Consider the following 19,773-nt stretch of genomic DNA (forward strand, 5'->3'; position numbering starts at 1 on the left):
GGGGGTTCAATCAGCGTGGAGATCGCCGAATGTGGTCATGATTCCCTCTTCGTCAAGTTCTTCTTCATAGCGCTCATGGGCTCTGCTTTGATAAACGGTAATTTCTTTTCCAGTGATATCTGTAGCGATGAAATTTTCGTAAGACTCCGTATTGCCGATATTCTCTTCGGCATTCATCGTCATATCATCATAGCTGAGCGGAGGGTTTTCCATATCCTGCGGCGTTTGTGAGTTACCATATTTTTCGACATCCTGATAGGAATCCTCACTGTCATATGGCGCTCTGATTTCTTCATCATCATCAAATTCAAATTGCCCGAATGGTGTTTCTTCTTCAATCGGACGGTCTTTGGAAACCACGTCCTGTGAAGAATACTCCGCGAGGGTTGTGGCAGTCGGAAGCGCTTCAAGTCGTTCGAAAGGGATTTCCTTTCCGCTGACTTCACAAATGCCATACGTACCATTTTCTATCGCCTTCAATGAATGCTCAATGTCCCGAAGGTGCTCTCGCTCATGCAAGTCTAGAGCGATGTCTTTCTCACGCTCGTAAAGTTCTGTCGCCTGATCGCCGGGATGGTTGTCGTATGCCGAAAGCTCACCCCACGAATCATAAGGAAAGGCTGAGTTAAGCTGAAAATGGTCATTGTCTTTGAAACGGTTTAAGATATCTTTTTTCGTTTGTTCCAGTTCATTTTTTAAATGCTGAAGCTGTTCTTTCGTAAGCAATGTGATCGCCTCGTTTCTCTGTGATGCATACCTTTAGTATGAACAGATCGCCTGAGAACTTTCATAAATGGCGGGTGGAGGAATATAGGAGGTTTTCCTTTTATGGTAAGCGGATACAACCTTTGCTATCAGTGGAGAAAGAAATTTAAGCTTTGTTTCTTTTTCATTTCTGAAATTAGGTTTATAATAGGTAAGGCAGGCCATTTGGACTGCATGATCTGTGTTTGACACAAAGGAGACACAGGTGTATGGTATTAAAAGCATTTTAAGGATTATGGAGGAATGTCTCATGGTGACAACGGTGCAGCGTACGTTCCGAAAGGAAGTTCTACATGCATTACATAAAGCCAAAGAAGTCAACCATGCTGTCTTAATAAGCTATTCGAGACAAATCGAGTCTCTTGACCCTCTATCATTTTTCAATTACGGAGCAAAAAAATATACAGGCAATCGATTTTTTTGGTCAGATCCTGAAAGTGAATTGACAATAGTCGGTCTTGGCAAAGAAGCGGTTTTCCAGACAAATCAAAAAAACAGCGAGCGGTATCGTGAGGTTTTTGAACAATGGGAGCGCTTTAAAAAGACGGCTTTTCATATTTATGAAGAAGAAAAGCTGCAGCATTCTGCAGTGGGACCTGTGTTATTCGGAGGATTTTCTTTTGACCCTTGCGAAGAAAGAGGTTCACAATGGGACCATTTCTCGGAAGGGGATTTCTTTGTGCCTGCGCTTATGCTGACGATGACTGCTGAAGGCCCGTTCTTAACAGTTAACAGATGGGTAAGCGGAGGAGAAGACGCAGAAGCTGTTTTAGAAGGCTTAAAAGCTTTTGCGGCGGAATTTATGGTTCCCGATTTCAAGCAAGAAGATCAGGCTGTGATTGCAGCAGCCGAAGAGCTGGATAAGGATGATTGGCTGAAAGCAATCGAAACAGCCACAAGCCAAATTAAAGGGAAACAATATGATAAGGTTGTTCTTGCCCGAGAGCTGCTGCTCACGTTTGACGGTCCAATCCAAATAGAACCGGTGCTTAAAACCCTTCTGGACGATCAGCAGACAAGCTATGTTTTTGCAATTGAACAAGAAGGCAAAACTTTTGTCGGCGCGTCTCCGGAAAGACTGATCAAAAGAGACGGCGGCACTGTCATGTCTTCCTGTCTGGCAGGCTCCATTAAACGAGGCGTGAATGAAGAAGACGACTGCCGGATAGGCCTTGAATTATTAAACGATGAGAAAAACCTGCTTGAGCATGATATTGTGGTAGGTATGATTCATAATGCTTTTGTATCAAGCTGTTCAGAGGTTGAAAAGCCTGATGGACCTGTTTTGTACAAAACAAAAAGCGTTCAGCACCTGTTTACGCCGATTGTCGGACAGCTGCGCGAGTCTGCTTCGATTTTTGACTTAATTGAGAAGCTGCACCCCACTCCGGCGCTTGGGGGATCACCTCAGGAAAAAGCTGTTGACGTGATCAGAGAGATTGAACCGATGTCTCGCGGCTGGTATGCGGCCCCTATCGGCTGGATTGACAGCCAGGATAACGGGGAATTCGCGGTAGCCATTCGTTCAGGGCTCATCGAAGGAAGCACAGCAAGGCTGTTTGCCGGGTGCGGTATTGTGGAAGACTCGGAACCAATCTCGGAATATGAAGAAACACAGATTAAATTAAAGCCGATGATCTCTGCATTAGGAGGTGAGAGGCGTTGACAGTCAACCCGATTACTCATTACATCGGAAGTTTTATTGATGAATTCGCCCTTTCCGGAATTACGGACGCCGTCGTTTGTCCGGGCTCAAGATCTACACCGCTGGCTGTTCTTTGTGCTGCGCATCCCGATATCAGCGTCCATGTCCAAATTGATGAAAGATCTGCCGGATTTTTTGCCTTAGGTTTGGCAAAAGCGAAGCAGCGTCCCGTACTATTGATCTGTACATCTGGAACAGCCGCGGCCAACTTTTATCCGGCTGTGGTTGAAGCCCATTATTCAAGGGTGCCTATTATTGTGTTAACTGCTGATCGGCCTCATGAGCTGCGCGAAGTAGGCGCACCGCAGGCTATTAATCAGCACTTCTTATTCGGTAACTTTGTTAAGTTTTTCACAGACTCTGCTCTTCCTGAAGAGTCTCCGCAAATGTTGAGATACATCCGAACGCTGGCAAGCCGCGCTGCCGGAGAAGCACAAAAGCGCCCAATGGGGCCTGTCCATGTGAATGTGCCGCTGCGCGAACCGCTGATGCCGGATCTTTCAGATGAGCCGTTTGGAAGAATGAGAACAGGGCGTCATGTGTCTGTGAAAACGGGTACGCAGTCTGTTGACCGCGAGTCCCTGTCTGATGTGGCTGAGATGCTCGCAGAGGCTGAAAAAGGAATGATCGTCTGCGGAGAGCTCCATAGTGATGCGGATAAGGAAAACATTATTGCGCTTTCAAAAGCGCTTCAGTATCCAATTTTAGCGGATCCGCTGTCTAATCTGCGGAATGGTGTTCATGATAAAAGCACTGTTATTGATGCGTATGATTCGTTTTTAAAAGATGATGAGCTGAAGCGGAAACTCCGTCCTGATGTTGTCATTCGGTTTGGACCGATGCCTGTTTCAAAACCGGTTTTCTTATGGCTTAAGGATGATCCGGCGATTCAGCAAATCGTGATTGACGAGGATGGAGGGTGGAGAGACCCGACACAGGCAAGCGCGCATATGATTCATTGTAATGCGTCTGTTTTTGCTGAGGAGATCATGGCAGGCCTTACTGCTGCTGCCAGATCCTCAGAGTGGCTGGAAAAGTGGCAGTTTGTCAATAGGCGGTTCCGCGAGCATCTGCAAACAATCAGCAGTGAAGATGTTTCGTTTGAAGGCAATCTCTATCGAATCCTTCAGCATCTTGTGCCTGAAAACAGCTCGCTGTTTGTGGGAAACAGCATGCCGATCAGGGATGTTGATACGTTTTTTGAAAAGCAGGACCGCCCTTTCCGGATTTATTCAAACCGGGGAGCAAACGGGATAGACGGTGTCGTCTCCTCTGCCATGGGGGTATGTGAAGGAACAAAAGCGCCTGTTACCCTTGTGATTGGAGATTTATCTTTTTATCACGATTTAAACGGCCTGCTGGCGGCCAAAAAGCTGGGTATTCCTCTTACTGTGATTCTTGTCAATAATGACGGAGGAGGGATTTTCTCCTTTTTGCCGCAGGCTTCTGAGAAGACACACTTTGAAGATTTGTTCGGCACACCGACAGGGCTCGATTTCAAGCATGCGGCTGCACTTTACGGCGGAACGTATTCATGCCCGGCTTCTTGGGATGAATTCAAAACAGCTTACGCGCCGCAGGCAGACAAGCCCGGACTCCATTTGATTGAAATCAAAACGGATCGCCAATCAAGAGTCCGGCTTCATCGCGATATGCTGAATGAGGCTGTGCGGGAAGTGAAAAAACAATGGGAACTGTAAACATAACGGTATCAGATGGTGTCCGATATGCAGTGGCAGACGAGGGACCGAATGCTTCCGAAGCCGTCGTCTGTCTGCACGGGTTTACCGGCAGCAAACAATCATGGACTTTTCTTGATGAAATGCTGCCTGATTCCCGTTTGATCAAAATTGATTGTTTAGGGCATGGGGAAACCGATGCCCCGCTGAATGGGAAAAGATACAGCACAAGCCGGCAAGTTTCTGACCTTGCCGAGATTTTTGATCAATTAAAACTTCACAAAGTGAAATTGATTGGGTATTCTATGGGAGGAAGGCTTGCTTACTCTTTCGCGATGACATATCCCGAGCGGGTATCGGCACTTGTGCTTGAAAGCACGACGCCGGGGCTCAAAACACTTGGGGAACGGCGGGAACGAATCATGCGGGACCGGAAGCTTGCTGATTTTATTTTACGAGACGGGCTCAAAGCGTTTGTTGCGTATTGGGAGAATATCCCTTTGTTTTCATCTCAGCAGAGGCTGGCTGAAGATATTCGGCACAGGATACGATCGGGCCGTCTGCGGAACAATAAGATTGGGCTTGCGAACAGTTTAACCGGCATGGGCACCGGTTCACAGCCTTCCTTGTGGAGCCGTGTAGAGGAAATAGATGTTCCTGTGCTTCTTATCTGCGGGGAGTGGGACGAAAAATTTTGCGCCATCAATCAAGAGGTGCATAAGATGCTTCCTTCTAGTAGAATAGAGATTGTTCCAAAAGCAGGACATACGGTCCATGTGGAACAGCCGCGATTGTTTGGTAAAATAGTGAGTGAGTTTTTGACAAGCATCTGACTCATTCACATAGAGAATAAAAGGAGGTCATCATATGGCTGAATGGAAAACAAAACGGACATACGATGAGATATTGTATGAAACGTATAATGGCATTGCAAAAATAACAATCAACCGACCTGAGGTACATAATGCGTTTACCCCTAAAACGGTTGCTGAAATGATTGATGCGTTTGCTGACGCAAGAGACGACCAAAACGTTGGGGTTATCGTGCTTGCCGGTGCAGGGGACAAGGCATTTTGTTCTGGCGGAGACCAAAAAGTGCGCGGCCACGGTGGATATGTAGGAGACGACCAGATCCCGCGTCTTAACGTATTGGATCTTCAGCGTTTAATCCGCGTCATCCCGAAACCGGTTGTTGCGATGGTGTCCGGATATGCGATCGGCGGAGGCCATGTGCTTCACATCGTATGTGACTTGACAATTGCTGCGGACAACGCAATTTTCGGACAAACAGGCCCTAAAGTGGGAAGCTTCGATGCAGGTTACGGTTCTGGCTACCTGGCTCGAATTGTAGGACATAAAAAAGCACGTGAAATCTGGTACCTATGCCGTCAGTACAACGCACAGGAAGCACTGGACATGGGTCTTGTCAACACAGTCGTTCCTTTGGAACAGCTTGAAGAAGAAACGATTAAATGGTGTGAAGAAATGCTTGAAAAAAGCCCGACCGCACTGCGCTTTCTTAAAGCTGCGTTTAACGCGGACACAGACGGACTTGCTGGAATTCAGCAGTTTGCAGGGGATGCTACCCTTCTTTACTACACAACAGATGAAGCAAAAGAAGGCCGTGATTCCTTTAAGGAAAAACGCAAACCTGATTTCGGACAGTTCCCTCGTTTTCCGTGATCAGCAATACCTAGTAAACCAACAGCTTGAGACTTTGCGGTCCAAGCTGTTTTCTTTTCAATACAGACATTTTACCTCGGAGATGATGACATGCTGACAGAACAGCCCAACTGGCTCATGCAGCGGGCACAGCTGACACCTGAGAGAATCGCTCTCATTTATAGAGACCAAACCGTGACATTTGCAGAATTGTTTGCCGCGTCTAAACGAATGGCGGAACAGCTTGCCGCTCATTCGGTTCGGAAAGGGGATACTGCAGCTATTTTGCTCCAAAACCGTGCAGAAATGGTATACGCTGTTCACGCTTGTTTTTTGCTTGGTGTTAAGGCGGTGCTTTTGAATACGAAGCTGTCAACACATGAAAGGCTGTTTCAGCTGGAGGATTCGGGATCCGGCTTTTTATTGACAGATTCAAGCTTTGAGAAGAAAGAATATGAACACATCGTTCAAACGATTGATGTGGATGAACTGATGAAAGAAGCAGCAGAGGAAATTGAGATCCAGGCTTATATGCAAATGGATGCAACGGCAACGCTGATGTATACGTCGGGTACGACAGGAAAGCCCAAGGGAGTTCAGCAAACGTTCGGAAACCATTATTTCAGTGCGGTGTCGTCCGCTCTTAATTTGGGTATAACAGAACAAGACCGCTGGCTTATCGCATTGCCGCTCTTTCACATCAGCGGCTTGTCCGCATTATTTAAATCTGTGATCTATGGAATGACTGTCGTGCTTCACCAGCGTTTTTCCGTAAGCGATGTGCTGGATTCTATCAACAGGCATGAAGTGACAATGATATCTGCGGTGCAGACTATGCTGGCCAGTCTTTTGGAAGAAACAAACCGCTGCCCTGAATCCATCAGATGCATTCTTCTCGGCGGCGGTCCTGCACCGCTGCCATTGCTTGAGGAATGCCGTGAGAAAGGATTCCCTGTCTTTCAGTCATATGGAATGACAGAAACATGCTCGCAAATTGTTACCCTGTCGCCGGAATTCAGTATGGAAAAGCTCGGATCTGCGGGGAAACCGCTGTTTTCGTGTGAAATCAAAATAGAGCGGGACGGACAGGTATGTGAACCGTTTGAACACGGTGAAATTATGGTCAAAGGCCCGAATGTCATGAAAAGCTATTTTAACCGGGAGAGCGCAAACGAAGCCTCTTTTCAAAATGGCTGGCTGAAAACAGGTGATCTTGGTTATTTGGACAATGAAGGCTTTTTATATGTATTAGACAGACGTTCAGATCTGATCATTTCTGGCGGAGAAAACATTTATCCGGCCGAAGTGGAGTCAGTGCTGCTTTCACACCCCGCTGTGGCCGAAGCCGGGGTTTCAGGGGCTGAGGACAAAAAATGGGGGAAAGTGCCTCACGCCTATCTTGTCCTTCACACGCCTGTGAGCGCAGAAGAATTGACTGACTACTGCAAAGAACGCTTGGCGAAGTATAAAATTCCGGCAAAATTCTATGTGCTTGACCGCCTGCCGCGCAATGCGTCTAATAAGCTCTTGCGAAATCAGCTGAAGGATGCGCGTAAAGGAGAACTGCTATGATCGAAATAGAAAAAATCACGCTTTACCATTTGAGCATGAACTTAAAGAAACCGTTTAAAAACAGTATCGAAACGCTTCAAGAGCGTAAATTTCTGATCGTGGAAGCCATTGATACAACAGGTGTCACAGGCTGGGGAGAAGTTTCCGCTTTCTCTTCGCCTTGGTACACCGAGGAAACCATTGGAACATGTTTGCATATGCTAAAAGATTTTTTTATCCCAAATGTCGTCGGCCGTGAATTCAATCACCCTTCAGAAGTGCCGGACAGCCTGGCGCGTTATAAAGGAAACCGGATGGCAAAAGCGGGACTTGAATCGGCTATATGGGATATCTATGCCAAAAAGAAGGGCTTATCCCTTGCTGAGGCATTGGGCGGAACAAGGGATAAAGTCCCTGCCGGGGTGGTAGTCGGCCTGGCGCCTCTTGACGATATGCTGAAGGAAATTGAGAGCTATCAAAAAGAAGGCTATCAAAGAATAAAAATTAAAATTCAGCCTGGGCAGGATGTGGAATTGGTCAAGGCCATCCGCAGCCGATTCCCAACCATCCCGCTTATGGCCGATGCCAATTCCTCGTACGAATTGAAGGATATCAGCCGTTTAAAGGAGCTTGATGAGTACCATTTAATGATGATTGAGCAGCCCCTTCAATCCGACGACATCGTTGATCACCGCCACCTGCAGAAACATTTGAAAACGGCCATTTGCCTTGATGAGAGCATTTGTTCAGTTGATGATGCGAGACGGGCGATTGAGCTAGGAAGCTGCAAAATTATTAATATAAAACCTTCTCGTGTCGGCGGCTTAACAGAAGCCTTAAAAATTCATGATTTATGCAAAGAGCATCATATGCAGGTTTGGTGCGGCGGAATGCTGGAAACAGGCATATCAAGAGCGCAGAACGTGGCGCTTGCTTCACTGCCTCAATTCACAATACCTGGCGATATATCTTCATCCTCACGATATTGGGATGAAGATATTGTAACCCCTGATATTCGTATTGATAATGGATTTATTTCTGTGTCAAAACAGCCTGGTTTAGGGGTTGAGGTGAATCAAGACATTATGCGAAAATATGTGACCAAAATGGATGTTTTCACACAGCATGGGTAAGAAAAAAGAATTTTGCTATTTTGAATAAATGACACTGTGCTGTTACAGTAAAAGTGTTCGTTGAATACATCCCTTCTCGTTTGGACCGGCTGCTGACCCAGCCGGTTTTTTTATGTAAATCAGCTTGACAAAAATGGTCAAACGCGATAATTTTGCACAAAGGAAACTTTTTGTCCTGTGTAAATAAAACATGCTTTTGGCTAATTTAATGTCACATGTCTAAGAACTGACAACATAAGATAAAACAATCGGACATTGATGGCAAAGAGGAGGAGAAATATGAGACGAGGGCTGATGGCAGCAGTGCTTTTTGCGACCTTTGCGTTAACGGGATGCGGAACGGATTCAGCCGGAAAAAGCGCTGATCAGCAATTACAAGTGACAGCGACAACATCTCAAATTGCCGATGCAGCAGAAAACATCGGAGGTAAGCATGTAAAAGTCACCTCTTTAATGGGACCGGGGGTTGATCCGCACCTCTACAAAGCTTCCCAAGGTGATACGAAAAAATTAATGTCTGCCGATGTTGTTCTGTACAGCGGGTTGCATTTGGAAGGGAAAATGGAGGATGTCCTCCAAAAAATCGGCGAACAAAAACAAGCGACGGCAGTAGCTGAGGCCATTCCGAAAAATAAGCTTATTCCCGCGGGGGAAGGCAAGACGTTTGATCCCCACGTCTGGTTCAGCATTCCGTTATGGATCTATGCGGTGGATGAAATTGAAGCGCAATTCAGCAAAGCAATGCCTCAGCACGCAGATGCCTTTCGGAAAAATGCCAAAGAGTACAAAGAAGATTTGCAATATTTAGATAAGTGGTCGCGTAAAGAGATCGCACATATTCCGGAGAAAAGCCGTGTGCTTGTGACTGCTCATGATGCGTTTGCGTACTTTGGGAATGAGTATGGATTTAAGGTAAAAGGCCTGCAGGGACTCAGCACAGATTCGGACTATGGATTAAGGGATGTTCAGGAGCTGGTTGATCTTCTGACAGAAAAACAAATAAAAGCTGTGTTCGTAGAAAGCAGTGTATCTGAAAAATCAATCAATGCAGTGGTGGAAGGCGCTAAAGAAAAAGGCCATACAGTCACAATCGGCGGTCAGCTTTATTCGGATGCCATGGGTGAAAAGGGCACAAAAGAAGGCACATACGAAGGAATGTTCCGCCACAATATCAACACGATTACTAAAGCGCTTAAATAAAGAAAAGAGGTGGAGGATATGTTCCCTGTTGAGCTTGATAATGTGACGGTTGCTTATCATAAAAAGCCTGTACTGCAGGACATTTCGCTGCAGGTACCGGAAGGAAAACTTATTGGCATTATCGGCCCAAACGGCGCGGGAAAATCAACCTTGATCAAAACGATTCTCGGTCTTGTGCCCCGGGCTTCCGGAGACATCTCTATTTACGGCAAAGACTATAAGGATCAGCGGACCAGAATCGGATATGTTCCGCAGCGCGGCTCGGTTGACTGGGATTTCCCCACAAGCGCGCTCGATGTCGTCCTAATGGGAAGATACGGGAGAATCGGTTTATTAAAGAGGCCAAAGAAAGCGGATGTGGAGATGGCGAAGGCCGCATTAGCAAAAGTCGGGATGCTTGATTATGCGAAGAGGCAGATCAGCCAGCTGTCAGGCGGCCAGCAGCAGCGGGTGTTTCTTGCCCGGGCACTCTGCCAGAACGCTGACATTTATTTTATGGATGAACCGTTTGCAGGTGTCGATGCAGCGACGGAGCGGGCGATTATGACACTGTTGGCAGAACTCAAAGAAAAAGGAAAAACCGTGCTTGTCGTCCATCATGACCTGCAGACCGCCGAGGATTATTTCGATTGGATTTTACTTCTTCATTTAAGGAAAATCGCTTTCGGACCGGCGGAAAACGTTTTTACGATCGAAAACCTGCAAAAAACATATGGAGGAAGGCTTACGTTTTTAAAAGATAAAGTGCTGGCAGAAGGACATAAGGAGTGAGCGCAATGTTTGAAAGTTTGTGGCTGCAGCTTCAGCATCCGAATACACAGTGGGTGCTGGCCGGTACGCTTTTGCTCGGGATGGCAAGCGGTGTTTTGGGCAGCTTTGTGCTGCTGAGAAAGCAAAGTTTAATTGGCGATGCGATGGCCCATTCAGCTCTGCCGGGAGTGTGTCTCGCTTTTCTGTTCACCGGGCAAAAATCACTGCCTTTCTTTTTGCTGGGGGCGGCGCTCGCCGGGCTGCTCGGAACGTTTTGTATTCAGCTGATTCCGCGGCTTTCAAAAACAAAGGGGGACTCGGCGATCGGGATTGTTCTTTCTGTGTTTTTTGGCGTCGGGATCATTCTGCTGACATATATTCAGCAACAGGGGGCGGGAAGCCAAAGCGGGCTTGATTCTTTTTTATTCGGCCAGGCTGCTTCATTGGTCAGGCAGGATATCATCCTTATTGCAGGAATATCCGCTGTTCTACTGCTCCTATGTATTGTTTTCTTTAAGGAATTTACATTGATTACTTTTGATCTCGCGTTTGCAAAGGGATTAGGAATCCCGGTGCGTTTTTTAAACGGGCTTTTGGCTTGTCTGATTGTCTGTGCTGTCGTCATTGGGCTTCAGACTGTTGGTGTGATATTAATGGCGGCTATGCTGATTACACCTGCCATAGCTGCGAGATATTGGACCGAACGATTAACCGGGATGATCGTCATTGCCGGGATTACAGGCGGGGTCAGCGGCGTGGCCGGAACCCTGCTTAGCACCACGATGAAGGGAATGGCGACAGGGCCATTAATGATCTTATCTGCAACGCTGCTCTTTCTTTTTTCAATGATTTGCGCGCCTAAGCGGGGATTGGCTGCTAAAGCCATAAGGCTGATGAGGCTGCGGCGCAGAACAAGCAGGGAGCAAGTGCTTTTGGAGATTTATGAACAGTATGAAAAGAATAATCTTTGTGTAACTGTTGAAAGTGTAAGAAAGAAAAGACGCCTATCCCCTTCATTATGCCTTAAGGCATTAAATGACTTGGAACAAGAGAGGTGCATTGAGCGTATCGAAAATGGGATTTGGCAAATCACAAGCAAAGGGATAGAAAAAGGCTATCACACAGCTTTGAAGCAGCGGATGTATGAAGTGTATCTCATGCATGAAATGGAACTTGCCAATATAGAATCCGATCAGGACTGCTTTGACCCGAACCGTTTACCGAGAGAAACGAGAGAGCGGCTTTATTCACTCTTAAAGCTGTATGGACGGATGCCTGAGCGTCGAAAAGCGTCTCATGATGCCGAGAAGGGACAGATCGTAAATGAGTTTTGAAGCATGGATTATAGCTACCGGTGTATTAGTCGGTGTAAGCTGCGGATTGATCGGCACATTTCTTGTGCTGAGAAGCATGGCGATGCTGGCCGACGCAATCAGTCATACAGTGTTGCTTGGCATTGTCGGCGCTTTTCTAGTGACGGGAAGTCTCGATGGGATTTCTATGTTTATTGGCGCAGCCGCAACCGGTCTGTTAACGGCTTTCTTGGTTCAGCTTCTTCATAGCAAGGGGGTTCAATCAGATGCTGCCATAGGAGTTGTGTTTACATCTTTATTTGCAATCGGGGTTATTTTGCTTTCTGTATATGGAGCGAATGTCCATCTCGATATTGAGCACTCGTTAATGGGAGAAATCGCTTTTGTGCCGTGGAATACGGTGACGGTATTCGGGGTTGATATTGGGCCGAAAGCGTTTTGGATGCTGACATCTATTCTGGTTTTAAACGTAGTGTTGATCAGTGTGTGCTATAAGGAGTTTAAAATCGCTTCGTTTGATCCTCAAATGGCCTTAGCCTTGGGAATACCGGTTTTGCTCATTCATTACGTGCAAATGGGCATGCTGTCTCTGACGACTGTTGCTTCCTTTGATTCGGTGGGTGCTGTATTGGTTGTGGCTATGTTGATTGTTCCGCCTGCTGCGGCACATTTGCTGACAGACCGGCTTCTTTATATGCTGATTCTCAGCGCGTTGATTGGCGGGCTGTCGGCGGTCATGGGCTATTTCTTCGCAACATGGCTTAATGTTTCGATTTCAGGAGCGATGGCGGCCATGACAGGTGTATGTTATGCAAGCGCCTTTTTGTTTTCACCTGCAAACGGGGTCATGACTAAAAAGTTAAGAACACTCAACATGCAAAAAGAAAGAGCTGGCTGATGCAGCTCTTTCTTTTAATTACAAATCATGCGGCTTAAACGTTTTGCAGTCTGTTTCCCGGCTGTTTTCAGCCGTTTCACCAGTATGGCTGACAACATAAATGGCATCAGCGGTGCATTTGTTACCTTTGCCCCAATAAGAACAGTTGTTGACCTCACATAGAATTTTCTGCTCCATGCCATCCCCTCCTTATAAAGGTTCTGGATTAGTATAGCCGGCTGGCTTGCCCTCTATTCCTCCTGGCGGATATAGCGTTTATCTCGCATAAACATTTTCCAGAAGAAATAAAAGCCCGGAAATAGAATGATAAATGCAACGATATAAGTCGCAAACAGCGCCCTGAACGTTGCTGGCTCTGTGAAGCCTGACATGACTGTCACATCAGGATAAATCATATACGGAAGATGCGCCCGCCCGTACGCGTAGCTTGCGAGAAAATACTGTATCCCAATCGCGACAAGTGCAAGCCGCGGTTTTCCGATGTTTTGCCCAAAGCTCTTATTAGGCAGAAAAAGGGCGATTCCAGCAATGACAAATGTAATGAACGATGCAATAATCCAAGTGAAATCATTCAGCATTCCGCTGAACAGCCAGTTTGCTTCATTCCGCATTGTCACCATGATGCAAACAGCAAACAACAGTGAAATCGGGCCGGTAATCAGGGCGCTTTTTCTGTAGGCTCGGTACGCATCCTGTTCCTCTGCCACATTTGAAACATCTGCAAGCAGCAGCGAGGACAAAAATAAGGTGCTTAAAATCGCAAACCCGATAAATGAATAGGCGTTGGGGCTTGAAAAGATTTTAGACATATTTAAGTTATAGATTCCATCCGTTTTTTCTATAAACCCTCCGTGTGTCACAGGAAGCACCAAAATTAAAATAGCAGGAATGATAAAGCCGGAGATGCCGGAAATATATCTTAGCGTTTTCCGCTCCTTTGCTGTATTTGAAAAAACGAGAAATCCGCTTCGAATCGCTAAAAGCAGCAAAATCATGCTTCCGGGAATTAATAAAACGGTTCCGAGCACAAATGTCGCGCCGGGGAAAAAACTGAAAAGCGCCACGACGATGGCCACAATAAAGACGTTTGTGACCTCCCAAGTCGGGGACAAAAAGCGATTCGCAATATCGGTGGCCTTCATATGCTCCTTATTTAAATAGATCATAGACCAAAATCCCGCTCCAAAATCCATTGTCGCCATGACGGCGTAAATAAACACAAAGCCCCAGATAATTGAGATGGCGATCAGAGCGTCAGTTGAAATCTCCATTTGTCGATCTTCCTTCCATTTGGTTTCCTGTTTGCGGAGCCATTACGACTCCGCTGTATTTAAATCTTCGTCAACCGGGTGCTTGCGGAAATAATACAGCAGCACGTAGACGACAGCTGCGCCTAACACGGCATAAACAAATGTGAAAAATAAGAACAGCACCCCGATCGAGCCAGTCGTTGTTACGACATCTGACGTTTTCAGCAGATGATAGATGACCCAAGGCTGCCTCCCCGTACATGCGAAAATCCAGCCGAATTCAATGCCGATGAGACTAAAAGGGCCTGCTGTCATGAAAATGACCAAAAGCCACGTTGGGAAACGGTCTTTCTTAAGCACCTTTCTCCAGACCACACCGATAATGGAATAAAGAATAAGCAGCATGCCTACACCGACCATCGCATTAAACAGCGTGTGAATGAAAAGCGGCGGCCATTCATCTCTCGGAAATGCATTTAATCCCTTTACAACAGTGTCAAAACGGTTCGCTGCCAAAAAGCTTAAAGCCCATGGAATCTCGATTGCCCATTTTACTTTTTCTTCATTCGGGTCGGTAAAACCGCCGATAGCGAGCGGGGCGTGGGATCTTGTTTCAAACAGGCCTTCCGCACCGGCTAATTTTTCGGGCTGGTATTCGTACAGCATTTGTGCAGATTCGTGTCCGTTTAAAGCGGTCAGCAATGAAAAAATACCGCCGATCGTCAGTGCGAGCAAAAGGGCTTTCCGGTGAAAGCGATAGACCTTTTCCTTTTTCCTCGTCCGGATCATTTTATACGCCGCAACAGAAGCCACGATAAACGCACCGGTCATAAACGCGGACAGCACGACATGGCCGGCAGTGATAAAAAAGCTAGGATTAAAAAACGCAGCCCACGGGTCAACATCTGTAATTTTTCCGTTTAAAATTTTAAAACCGGCGGGTGTACCTTCAAAAGCGTGAACATTCGTAATCAGAACAGCTGATGCTGCTGCCCCGACTAACACAAAGAAAACAGCAACAATCCTCATTGCAGGTGACAAACGGTCTGCAGCGTATACATAAATCGACATGAATAGGGCTTCAACAAAAAAAGCATAGATTTCAATTTGAAATGGCAGGGACATCACCCGGCCGATGACTTCCATAAATCCCGGCCATAAAAGCGCGAGCTGAGTGCCCGCGATCGTTCCGGTCGGTATGGCGACCCCCAGCAAAACGGCTTGTGCTTTCGTCCATCTTTTCGCCATGATCGCATAATGGTCATCTTTCGTTTTTTGATAGATCAATTCCGCCACTAAAATCATGAGCGGGAGACCGACTCCAAGCGTTGCGAAAATGATATGAAAGCCCATTGTCGTGCCAAAGAGGCTTCTGGCCAAAACTAAATCATCCACAATCGTAAACCACCTTTCTAAAAAGACGTTCTGTATGTATTTTGGGTTTATTATTTGCTTCCTCGGTTAGATTATTCTTCCTATTCTTAAATGCCATGAAGTTTACGATGTGAAAACAGAGGGAAGGATATAAGAAGATTGACAAAACGTTTGTAAGGTTATAAAATAAAACGTAATTATTACGATTTATTGAAAGGAGATTCACATGAAAGAAGGAATTCATCCGAAGAACCACAAAGTGATATTTCAGGATGTCAACAGCGGCTACCGTTTTCTCAGCACCTCTACGAAAACATCTGATGAAACAGCAGAGTGGGAAGACGGAAACACATATCCTGTCATTAAAGTAGAAGTAAGCTCTGACACGCATCCGTTTTATACTGGCCGCCAGAAATTCAATGAAAAAGGCGGACGAGTTGAGCAGTTCAAAAAACGCTATAACATGGGGAAATAAGGCAGACCAGAGGGTTTGTCTTTTTTTATTATGACGAATAAACAAGGGTTGTGATATATTGAAGAGTAAAAAGAATAGAAAGGGACAACGAACATGAGTCTTCTAAATGATATTCTCGAATTTAACAAGACATTTACTGAACAAAGAGAGTATGAAAAGTATCAAACATCAAAATTTCCAGATAAAAAAATGGCGATTCTTTCTTGCATGGACACTCGTCTGGTTGAACTGCTGCCGCATGCGATGAATTTGCGAAACGGTGATGTGAAAATCATTAAAAGTGCCGGTGCGCTTGTGACACACCCATTCGGAAGCATCATGAGAAGTTTACTCGTCGCAGTGTACGAGCTGAATGCAGATGAGGTGTGTGTGATCGGGCATCACGATTGCGGCATGAGCAAAATCAGCAGCAAAAGCATGCTTGAAAAAATCAAAGCAAGAGGGATTCCGGAAGAACGCATCGAAACAATAAAGTACTCCGGTGTAGACTTTGATCAATGGTTTAAAAGCTTTGATTCAGTGGAAGCGAGTGTGAAAGACAGCGTAGACGTTATTAAACATCACCCGCTGTTCCCTGAAAACGTTCCGGTCCATGGCTTAGTCATTGATCCTAAAACCGGAAAACTGGATCTTATCGTAAACGGTTATAACAATTAATGTTTTTGTTTCTTTTCAGGAACGGGATCGACTCCTCCCGGATGGAACGGGTGGCATTTCAAAATCCGTTTGATTGTCAGCCATCCGCCTTTTAAAGCGCCATGTGTTTTAATCGCTTCGATTCCATATTGGGAACAGGTCGGATAAAAGCGGCACGTTGGCGGTGTCAGGGGTGAGATGAATTTTTGATATCCTCTGATCAGAGCGATGAATAGGGTTTTCATGTTTCTTCAGCAACCTTTCTGATGCAAGTATAAGAAAAAAAACACAGATTGAAAAGTTAATCAATAATTCTTATCGGAAAAGTATGTTATAATGAAATTACATTTTTAAAAAAGGGGAGAGTGCCATTATGCCTTCAGTAGAAAGTTTTGAGCTTGATCATAATTCGGTTGTTGCTCCATATGTAAGACATTGCGGCGTGCATAAAGTGGGAACAGACGGCGTTGTAAATAAATTTGACATTCGTTTTTGCCAGCCAAATAAACAGGCGATGAAGCCTGACACCATTCACACACTCGAGCATTTGCTCGCTTTTACGATTCGTTCTCACGCTGAGAAATACGATCATTTTGATATCATTGATATTTCTCCAATGGGCTGCCAGACAGGCTATTATCTAGTTGTGAGCGGAGAGCCGACATCAGCGGAAATCGTTGATCTGCTTGAAGACACAATGAAGGAAGCGGTAGAGATTACAGAAATACCAGCTGCGAATGAAAAGCAGTGCGGCCAAGCGAAGCTTCATGATCTGGAAGGCGCTAAACGTTTAATGCGTTTCTGGCTTTCACAGGATAAAGAAGAATTGCTAAAAGTATTTGGCTAAAATAGAAAGGACCTTTTTGCGCATAAGCAAAAAGGTCTTTTTTGTGACGTCTCATATTTTATGTACCATTTGCTGTAAGCGTTTGCTACTATTTAGGTAAACGATGAAAGGGTGATGGCATGAAAAAGATGTTGGTTGTTCTGCTTTTTTCTGCTTTATTGCTTAATGGATGCGGATCTGGTGAAAGCAAAGCAAATACAGCTGAGACGCCCGAGGTTTTGGATGTCAAGCTGACCGGGCCTGAAAAAGTAAATCCCGGAGAAAGCGCTGCTTATGAAGCAGCCGTATCATATAGTGATGAAGCTGTGACGGATGCCGATGAAGTAGAGTTTGAAGTATGGAAAGAAGGGGAAAAAGACGCAAGCCAAATGTTTAAGGCGAAACAAGAAAAAGGCGTATACCGATTGGAAACGACGTTTAAGGAAGATGGTGTATACACTGTCCAATCCCATGTCACAGCAAAAAAACAGCATAGCATGCCGACCTTAAAAGTCCAAGTCGGAGACGCCGATGCTGCCAGCAATCAGTCAGAAGAGGAGCATTCACATCATCATTGATTGTGTGAATCAGAGTGATTTTCTTGTGGTGGATCAATGGTATGCTTTACATTATAGGCTTTTACAGTCGTCCAAATGGTTACAAGCAAAACAGCCAGCACAATCAAAATACTTATCGTAATGAGAAGCGTCATGACATTCCACCTCCCGTTTTTTAACAATTGTAGCATAATAGAAGAAATCGTGACAGATAAGGGTAAAAAAGAGGTTTTAGCGTACGATATTAAGGGTATACATAGTCATATAACAAGGAGGAGATACCATGTCAGAACAATTGATTCAAGCAGTGAACAAACAAGTAGCCAACTGGACAGTCATGTATGTGAAACTACATAATTATCACTGGTATGTGAAAGGAAAAGATTTCTTCACTCTTCATGAAAAGTTTGAGGAGCTGTACAATGAAACGGCAACTTATATTGATGACTTAGCAGAACGTCTTTTGGCGCTGAACGGAAAACCGATTGCAACAATGAAGGAATCCTTAGAAACGGCTTCTGTCAAAGAAGCTGCTGGAAATGAAACAGCTGAACAAATGGTTCAAAGCGTATATGATGATTTCACAGTCATCGCGGAAGAGCTGAAAAACGGCATGGATTTAGCTGATGAAGTCGGTGACGAAACAACAGGGGACATGCTTCTTGCGATCCATCAAAATATTGAAAAACATAACTGGATGTTAAAAGCTTACCTAGGTTAAGTTCAAAAATAGAACGGCCGGATGTCTTAAAAAAGACGTCCGGCTTTTCTTTTTGTATCTTAAAAATAGGCGACAACCAGTCCATTTTTCTGAAAAATCCAATCCGTTCGGCTTGTTTACCATAGAATATCGTAAGGCCGTTTCTGTGAAAGGATGTTGGGATAAATGGATAGAGACTTTGGCATCTTTTCGTTTTTAGCAGTCAGCGTTTCAGCAGCGGGTTTTTTCTTTGGAGGTTTTCAGTATTCATTTCTGATTTTGCTCTCTCTTATGGCAATTGAATTTATCAGTACGACTTTGAAGGAAACCATTATTCACAAACTGTCATTTAAAAAGATATTTGCCCGGCTTGTCAAAAAATTAGTCACGCTGGCTCTGATCTCTGTATGCCACTTTTTTGATCAGCTGCTGAATACACAGGGATCAATTCGTGACTTGGCTATTATGTTTTATATTCTTTATGAATCTGTGCAAATTGTTGTGACAGCCAGCTCTCTTGGCATACCGGTTCCCCAGATGCTTGTCGATCTTTTAGAAACGTTAAAAAATAAATTTAAGCGCAAACCGTAACTTTTCCCTGTTTGAGGGTCATAATAAAGCCCAGAGCGTCGGTCGCACTTTTCGGCAAAAGCTATCGCAAAAAACTGTACGAGCTAGTCTGCATGCAGAACCTGACGGCGTGCTGGGTTTCCCTTATTTTTTGATAAAAGGCTTCCGAAGAAACGTAACTGTGGTATGATGTATGGAAGATAGCTAGGAACGGATTTGAGGGATAAACATGTACGAGTTTAAAGATTATTATCAGAATACTGTTCAGCTTTCCTTTGACGATCAGCCTTTCTCGGACAGCCCGAAGCATGTCTGGGTGATTTGCCGTTTTGGCGGCAAATGGCTTTTAACAGAACATGAGGACAGAGGCTATGAGTTTCCAGGCGGGAAAGTAGAGCCGATGGAGTGCGCAGAAGAGGCTGCGCTCCGGGAAGTAAAGGAAGAGACGGGCGCGAGAGTCAAAAGCCTCAAGTATCTCGGACAGTATAAAGTTCTCGGAAAAGAAAAAGTGATTGTAAAAAATATATATTTTGCAGATATAGAAAAGCTTGAAAAGCAGGCTGATTACTTTGAAACGAAAGGCCCGGTTTTGTTTCACGAGCTGCCGGAGAACCTTTCCCGCAATAAAAAATTCAGCTTTATTATGAAGGATTCCGTTCTTCCGATCAGCTTGAAAAAACTGAAAGAATCTGGATGGATTGAATAAAAAACCCGGCACATGTGCCGGGT

At 45.2% G+C, this 19,773-nt stretch carries 23 protein-coding genes; 17 read left to right on the forward strand and 6 right to left on the reverse strand.

Going from position 1 to position 19,773, the window contains the following annotated elements; translation table 11 throughout:
* Positions 1–6: 6 nt before the first annotated feature.
* Positions 7–726 (reverse strand): yteA family sporulation protein, encoded by a 720-nt coding sequence (locus tag SB658_RS00110; protein ID WP_003229046.1) that lies wholly within the window; start codon positions 724–726, stop codon positions 7–9.
* Positions 727–1,015: 289 nt separating this feature from the next.
* On the opposite strand from SB658_RS00110, the gene SB658_RS00115 reads away from it, so the two are divergent.
* The 10 genes from SB658_RS00115 (at position 1,016) to mntD (ending at position 12,656) form a co-directional block, all read left to right on the forward strand.
* The gene (locus SB658_RS00115) at positions 1,016–2,431 is read left to right on the forward strand and encodes an isochorismate synthase (RefSeq protein WP_015714577.1); all 1,416 of its coding nucleotides are present in this window, start codon (positions 1,016–1,018) and stop codon (positions 2,429–2,431) included.
* Positions 2,428–4,170, forward strand: a complete 1,743-nt coding sequence (gene menD, locus SB658_RS00120) for a 2-succinyl-5-enolpyruvyl-6-hydroxy-3-cyclohexene-1-carboxylic-acid synthase (protein ID WP_072175882.1) — start codon at positions 2,428–2,430, stop codon at positions 4,168–4,170. Before SB658_RS00115 ends, menD begins: the two co-directional genes overlap by 4 nt.
* Positions 4,158–4,982, forward strand: a complete 825-nt coding sequence (menH, locus tag SB658_RS00125; RefSeq protein ID WP_015714575.1) for a 2-succinyl-6-hydroxy-2,4-cyclohexadiene-1-carboxylate synthase — start codon at positions 4,158–4,160, stop codon at positions 4,980–4,982. The genes menD and menH overlap by 13 nt, the downstream gene beginning before the upstream one ends.
* A 34-nt stretch (positions 4,983–5,016) precedes the next feature.
* Positions 5,017–5,832, forward strand: coding sequence for a 1,4-dihydroxy-2-naphthoyl-CoA synthase (gene menB / locus SB658_RS00130; protein WP_003229054.1), 816 nt, complete (start codon positions 5,017–5,019; stop codon positions 5,830–5,832).
* 90 nt (positions 5,833–5,922) lie between these two features.
* Positions 5,923–7,383: an o-succinylbenzoate--CoA ligase gene (locus tag SB658_RS00135; protein ID WP_113712810.1), complete on the forward strand. Its 1,461-nt coding sequence runs from the start codon at positions 5,923–5,925 to the stop codon at positions 7,381–7,383.
* Entirely contained in the window at positions 7,380–8,495 is a 1,116-nt protein-coding gene (gene menC, locus SB658_RS00140) for an o-succinylbenzoate synthase (protein ID WP_049140989.1), read from the forward strand. The genes SB658_RS00135 and menC overlap by 4 nt, the downstream gene beginning before the upstream one ends.
* A gap of 279 nt (positions 8,496–8,774) precedes the next feature.
* On the forward strand, positions 8,775–9,695 hold the full coding sequence (gene mntA, locus SB658_RS00145) for a manganese ABC transporter substrate-binding protein/adhesin MntA (protein ID WP_113712811.1): 921 nt from the start codon (positions 8,775–8,777) through the stop codon (positions 9,693–9,695).
* An 18-nt stretch (positions 9,696–9,713) separates the two neighbouring features.
* Positions 9,714–10,466 carry a manganese ABC transporter ATP-binding protein MntB gene (gene mntB, locus SB658_RS00150; RefSeq protein WP_014480635.1) on the forward strand — a complete coding sequence of 251 codons (753 nt, stop codon included), beginning with the start codon at positions 9,714–9,716 and terminating at the stop codon, positions 10,464–10,466.
* Between the two features lie 5 nt (positions 10,467–10,471).
* Positions 10,472–11,779, forward strand: a complete 1,308-nt coding sequence (gene mntC / locus SB658_RS00155) for a manganese ABC transporter permease MntC (protein ID WP_113712812.1) — start codon at positions 10,472–10,474, stop codon at positions 11,777–11,779.
* Complete coding sequence (mntD, locus tag SB658_RS00160) at positions 11,769–12,656, forward strand: manganese ABC transporter permease MntD (protein ID WP_113712813.1); 888 nt, start codon at positions 11,769–11,771, stop codon at positions 12,654–12,656. The genes mntC and mntD overlap by 11 nt, the downstream gene beginning before the upstream one ends.
* Before the next feature lie 18 nt (positions 12,657–12,674).
* On the opposite strand, the gene SB658_RS00165 is transcribed toward mntD, so the two are convergent.
* From SB658_RS00165 to SB658_RS00175, 3 genes are read right to left on the reverse strand one after another with little or no spacing between them, the layout of a single operon-like run.
* Positions 12,675–12,833, reverse strand: coding sequence for a DUF1540 domain-containing protein (locus SB658_RS00165; protein WP_003229069.1), 159 nt, complete (start codon positions 12,831–12,833; stop codon positions 12,675–12,677).
* A 53-nt stretch (positions 12,834–12,886) separates the two neighbouring features.
* Entirely contained in the window at positions 12,887–13,927 is a 1,041-nt protein-coding gene (locus tag SB658_RS00170; RefSeq protein WP_038829939.1) for a cytochrome d ubiquinol oxidase subunit II, read from the reverse strand.
* Between the two features lie 42 nt (positions 13,928–13,969).
* Positions 13,970–15,301: a cytochrome ubiquinol oxidase subunit I gene (locus SB658_RS00175; RefSeq protein WP_003229073.1), complete on the reverse strand. Its 1,332-nt coding sequence runs from the start codon at positions 15,299–15,301 to the stop codon at positions 13,970–13,972.
* Positions 15,302–15,506: 205 nt separating this feature from the next.
* Between SB658_RS00175 and SB658_RS00180 the strand changes: the two genes are divergently transcribed.
* Both SB658_RS00180 and SB658_RS00185 read left to right on the forward strand, forming a co-directional pair.
* Complete coding sequence (locus tag SB658_RS00180) at positions 15,507–15,755, forward strand: type B 50S ribosomal protein L31 (RefSeq protein WP_144500631.1); 249 nt, start codon at positions 15,507–15,509, stop codon at positions 15,753–15,755.
* Between the two features lie 93 nt (positions 15,756–15,848).
* The gene (locus SB658_RS00185) at positions 15,849–16,412 is read left to right on the forward strand and encodes a beta-class carbonic anhydrase (RefSeq protein ID WP_014477744.1); all 564 of its coding nucleotides are present in this window, start codon (positions 15,849–15,851) and stop codon (positions 16,410–16,412) included.
* Here the strand turns inward: SB658_RS00185 and yidD are convergent.
* Entirely contained in the window at positions 16,409–16,636 is a 228-nt protein-coding gene (yidD, locus tag SB658_RS00190) for a membrane protein insertion efficiency factor YidD (RefSeq protein ID WP_003229076.1), read from the reverse strand. The genes SB658_RS00185 and yidD overlap by 4 nt on opposite strands.
* A gap of 128 nt (positions 16,637–16,764) precedes the next feature.
* On the opposite strand from yidD, the gene SB658_RS00195 reads away from it, so the two are divergent.
* Entirely contained in the window at positions 16,765–17,238 is a 474-nt protein-coding gene (locus SB658_RS00195; RefSeq protein WP_410600961.1) for an S-ribosylhomocysteine lyase, read from the forward strand.
* Between the two features lie 119 nt (positions 17,239–17,357).
* Entirely contained in the window at positions 17,358–17,795 is a 438-nt protein-coding gene (locus SB658_RS00200; protein ID WP_038427857.1) for a FixH family protein, read from the forward strand.
* Here the strand turns inward: SB658_RS00200 and ytzI are convergent.
* Entirely contained in the window at positions 17,789–17,929 is a 141-nt protein-coding gene (gene ytzI, locus SB658_RS00205; RefSeq protein WP_003229081.1) for a YtzI protein, read from the reverse strand. The genes SB658_RS00200 and ytzI overlap by 7 nt on opposite strands.
* Positions 17,930–18,057: 128 nt before the next feature.
* On the opposite strand from ytzI, the gene SB658_RS00210 reads away from it, so the two are divergent.
* From SB658_RS00210 to ytkD, 3 genes are all read left to right on the forward strand, one after another.
* The gene (locus SB658_RS00210; protein WP_003229083.1) at positions 18,058–18,495 is read left to right on the forward strand and encodes a Dps family protein; all 438 of its coding nucleotides are present in this window, start codon (positions 18,058–18,060) and stop codon (positions 18,493–18,495) included.
* Positions 18,496–18,660: 165 nt separating this feature from the next.
* Positions 18,661–19,065 carry a phage holin family protein gene (locus SB658_RS00215; RefSeq protein WP_021480358.1) on the forward strand — a complete coding sequence of 135 codons (405 nt, stop codon included), beginning with the start codon at positions 18,661–18,663 and terminating at the stop codon, positions 19,063–19,065.
* A 208-nt stretch (positions 19,066–19,273) separates the two neighbouring features.
* The gene (ytkD, locus tag SB658_RS00220) at positions 19,274–19,750 is read left to right on the forward strand and encodes an RNA deprotection pyrophosphohydrolase (protein ID WP_003229087.1); all 477 of its coding nucleotides are present in this window, start codon (positions 19,274–19,276) and stop codon (positions 19,748–19,750) included.
* Positions 19,751–19,773: the final 23 nt, after the last annotated feature.

Source organism: Bacillus sp. SIMBA_008 (assembly GCF_046535495.1).
GTDB lineage: Bacteria > Bacillota > Bacilli > Bacillales > Bacillaceae > Bacillus > Bacillus subtilis.

What these genes read in the sequence shown, in the direction of transcription:
- SB658_RS00165 (WP_003229069.1), bottom strand. Translation starts at nt 12,833, where the DNA reads ATGGAGCAGAAAATTCTATGTGAGGTCAACAACTGTTCTTATTGGGGC.
- yidD (WP_003229076.1), bottom strand. Translation starts at nt 16,636, where the DNA reads ATGAAAACCCTATTCATCGCTCTGATCAGAGGATATCAAAAATTCATC.
- menC (WP_049140989.1), top strand. Translation starts at nt 7,380, where the DNA reads ATGATCGAAATAGAAAAAATCACGCTTTACCATTTGAGCATGAACTTA.
- SB658_RS00135 (WP_113712810.1), top strand. Translation starts at nt 5,923, where the DNA reads ATGCTGACAGAACAGCCCAACTGGCTCATGCAGCGGGCACAGCTGACA.
- SB658_RS00185 (WP_014477744.1), top strand. Translation starts at nt 15,849, where the DNA reads ATGAGTCTTCTAAATGATATTCTCGAATTTAACAAGACATTTACTGAA.
- SB658_RS00195 (WP_410600961.1), top strand. Translation starts at nt 16,765, where the DNA reads ATGCCTTCAGTAGAAAGTTTTGAGCTTGATCATAATTCGGTTGTTGCT.
- ytkD (WP_003229087.1), top strand. Translation starts at nt 19,274, where the DNA reads ATGTACGAGTTTAAAGATTATTATCAGAATACTGTTCAGCTTTCCTTT.
- menB (WP_003229054.1), top strand. Translation starts at nt 5,017, where the DNA reads ATGGCTGAATGGAAAACAAAACGGACATACGATGAGATATTGTATGAA.
- mntB (WP_014480635.1), top strand. Translation starts at nt 9,714, where the DNA reads ATGTTCCCTGTTGAGCTTGATAATGTGACGGTTGCTTATCATAAAAAG.
- SB658_RS00115 (WP_015714577.1), top strand. Translation starts at nt 1,016, where the DNA reads ATGGTGACAACGGTGCAGCGTACGTTCCGAAAGGAAGTTCTACATGCA.
- ytzI (WP_003229081.1), bottom strand. Translation starts at nt 17,929, where the DNA reads ATGACGCTTCTCATTACGATAAGTATTTTGATTGTGCTGGCTGTTTTG.
- mntD (WP_113712813.1), top strand. Translation starts at nt 11,769, where the DNA reads ATGAGTTTTGAAGCATGGATTATAGCTACCGGTGTATTAGTCGGTGTA.
- mntC (WP_113712812.1), top strand. Translation starts at nt 10,472, where the DNA reads ATGTTTGAAAGTTTGTGGCTGCAGCTTCAGCATCCGAATACACAGTGG.
- SB658_RS00215 (WP_021480358.1), top strand. Translation starts at nt 18,661, where the DNA reads ATGGATAGAGACTTTGGCATCTTTTCGTTTTTAGCAGTCAGCGTTTCA.
- SB658_RS00180 (WP_144500631.1), top strand. Translation starts at nt 15,507, where the DNA reads ATGAAAGAAGGAATTCATCCGAAGAACCACAAAGTGATATTTCAGGAT.
- mntA (WP_113712811.1), top strand. Translation starts at nt 8,775, where the DNA reads ATGAGACGAGGGCTGATGGCAGCAGTGCTTTTTGCGACCTTTGCGTTA.
- SB658_RS00170 (WP_038829939.1), bottom strand. Translation starts at nt 13,927, where the DNA reads ATGGAGATTTCAACTGACGCTCTGATCGCCATCTCAATTATCTGGGGC.
- SB658_RS00200 (WP_038427857.1), top strand. Translation starts at nt 17,358, where the DNA reads ATGAAAAAGATGTTGGTTGTTCTGCTTTTTTCTGCTTTATTGCTTAAT.
- SB658_RS00210 (WP_003229083.1), top strand. Translation starts at nt 18,058, where the DNA reads ATGTCAGAACAATTGATTCAAGCAGTGAACAAACAAGTAGCCAACTGG.
- menH (WP_015714575.1), top strand. Translation starts at nt 4,158, where the DNA reads ATGGGAACTGTAAACATAACGGTATCAGATGGTGTCCGATATGCAGTG.